The sequence below is a fragment of the Phenylobacterium sp. genome (assembly GCF_020402505.1).
Lineage (GTDB): Bacteria > Pseudomonadota > Alphaproteobacteria > Caulobacterales > Caulobacteraceae > Phenylobacterium.
The window spans coordinates 1-2,621 of record NZ_JADBZL010000094.1 but is presented as its reverse complement, the minus strand read 5'-3'; the positions used below and the strand labels follow the sequence as shown (position 1 = coordinate 2,621).

The 2,621-nt window shown below is 71.7% G+C and carries 2 protein-coding genes; both read left to right on the top strand.

Going from position 1 to position 2,621, the window contains the following annotated elements:
- Positions 1-202: 202 nt before the first annotated feature.
- Positions 203-1,021, top strand: coding sequence for an SDR family NAD(P)-dependent oxidoreductase (locus tag IM632_RS07230; RefSeq protein ID WP_296552172.1), 819 nt, complete (start codon positions 203-205; stop codon positions 1,019-1,021).
- Positions 1,022-1,041: 20 nt separating this feature from the next.
- A partial coding sequence (locus IM632_RS07225; protein WP_296552170.1) for a DPP IV N-terminal domain-containing protein occupies positions 1,042-2,621 on the top strand: 1,580 nt, incomplete at its 3' end.

Here is a 2,621-nt window from a genome sequence, read left to right as displayed (position 1 = left end):
CCCTTGGCGGGCAGGGCGCAGGAGGGCGTCCGGACTTCGCCCAGGGCGGTGCGCCGGACGCCGCGCGGGCCGAGGAGGGGCTGGCCGCCGTGCGGGCCCTGCTGGCAGGCTGAGGCGACGCGCCGGGCCTTGCCTCAAGCGGCGTCCGGGGCGAGGGTTCGACGATAAGGTGAACCCTATTCAAGGTCCGGGAGGCCGCCCCATGTCTTCGCCCGTCATCAATCCCAATGGGACCCTCAAGGGAAAGGTCGCCGTCGTGACCGGCGCCAGCCGGGGCATCGGCGAGGCCATCTGCGCCCGCCTGGCCATGGAAGGGGCCCGCGTCGTGGCCTCCGCCCGGACCGCCGAGTCCGGCGAGAGCCGCCTGCCGGGAACCCTGCACGACACGGTGGACCGTCTGCGCCGGGCCGGCGCCGAGGCCGCCTTCATCAAGGCCGACCTGGCCGTCGCCGCGGATCGCGAGCGCCTGATCGACGAGACCGCCGACCTGTTCGGGCCTGTCGACATCCTCATCAACAACGCCGCCATCACCTATTTCATGCCGGTGACCGACTTCACCGAGAAGCGCTTCAAGCTGATGATGGAGGTGCAGGTCTACGCCCCCTTCCACCTGTCGCAACTGGTCCTGCCCTCGATGATCGAACGCGGCTCGGGGTCCATCGTGAACATCTCCTCGCCGGCGGGCATCCATCCGAAGCCGCCCTATCGCGGCGGCCGGGGCGGGACGGTCTACGGCATGTGCAAGGCGGCGCTGGAGCGCTTCACCACTGGTCTCGCCTCGGAGGTCCAGGCCAACGGCATCGCGGTCAACGTCGTCTCGCCGGGCCTTGTCGACACCCCCGGGGTGGCGGTGCACGGTCTGATCAACGCGCAGTCCAAGGACCGGGTCCAGCCCATCGAGTACATCGCCGAGGCGGTCTACCGGCTGGCCAAGGCCGATCCGGCGACCATGACCGGCCGGGTGGATTATGCCGAGCCCCTGCTGAAGGAACTGGGCCTGGAGCCTTCCGCCCTGATCTGAGCCTTGTGGAGGTGCGCGTGATGAAGTTTGCAGCAGGAGTGCTGGCCCTGGCCCTGATGACGGGATCTGCGACGGCGGAGGATCTGACCCTCGAGCGGGTCTACGCGGCGCCGGACCTGAGCGGGCCGCGCGCCCGCGGGGTCGCCCTGTCGCCGGACGGGACCCTGGTCACCTATCTCCGGGCGCGGGTGGACAATCCCCGGGTGACGGACCTCTGGGCGGCGGATGTCGCCGGCGGGGCGCCCCGCCGGCTGATCGACGCCGCCGCCCTGATCCCCACTGGCCGGGACCTCTCCGAGGCCGAGAAGAGCCGCCGCGAGCGCCAGGGCGTCCAGACCTCCGGCGTGGTGGCCTACGACTGGGACGATGAGGGCCGCTTCATCCTCGCGCCCGTCGAGGGCGACCTCTGGCTCTGGACCCGGGCCGACGGGTCCCTGCGCCGCCTGACCGAGACCCCTGAGGACGAGGTCGACGCCCGGGTCTCGCCCAAGGGCGGCTTCGTCTCCTTCGTCCGGGGCGACAACCTCTGGATCGCGCCGGCCGGGGGCGGGGAGGCGAAGGCCCTGACCCGCGACGGAACCGAGGTGCGCAGCTGGGCGACCCCCGAGTTCATCGCCCAGGAGGAGATGGACCGTCAGACCGGCTACTGGTGGAGTCCGGACGAAACCCGGATCGCCCTGACCCGGGTGGACCTGTCCGGCGTGGACGTCGTCGAGCGGTTCGACGTCAACGCCGCCGGCGCGGTGATCGTGCCCCAGCGCTATCCCCGGACCGGCCGTCCCAACGCCCGGGTGGAGCTGTTCGTCGCCGGCCTGGACGGCGGCGCGCCCGTGGCCGTGGACCTTGGCCCGGACCCGGATATCTACCTCGCCCGGGTGGACTGGTCCCGTAATGGGCGCACACTCTACGTCCAGCGCCAGTCCCGGGACCAGAAGCGGCTGGACCTGCTGGCGGTGGACCCGGCGACCGGGGCCTCCCGGGTCCTGCTCACCGAGACCAGCCCGCACTGGGTGGAGCTGACGGACGATTTCCGGCCGCTGAAGGACGGATCCTTCCTGTGGTCTTCCGAGCGCTCGGGCTGGAAACATCTCTATCTCCATGGTCCGGATGGCCGCCGAATCCGGCAGGTGACCCGGGGCGATTGGCCCGTCGACGCCGTCCAGGGGATCGACGAGGCCCGCGGCGTCGTCCTGTTCACCGCCAATCGAGATACGCCCGTTGAGCGCCGCCTTTACGAGGCCTCCTGGCGACGGGCCCAGGCGCCGCGCGCCCTCACCGGCGCCGGGGGCTGGTGGACCGTGAAGGTCGCCGGCCGGGGCGGGGCCTTCGTGGGAACCTACGAGGACCCGACGACGCCCCCCCGGACGGGGCTCTACCGCGCCGACGGCGAGCGCGTGCGCTGGATCGAGGAGAACCCCCTCGACGCCGACCACCCCTTCGCCCCCTACCGGGACCGGCTGCAGGCGCCGAGGTACGGGACCCTGAAGGCCGCCGACGGGACGGACCTGTGGTGGTCCATGCGCACACCGCCCGGGTTTGATCCGTCCCGGAAGTATCCGGTCATTGTCCGGGTCTATGGCGGGCCTGGCGGCGCCCAGGT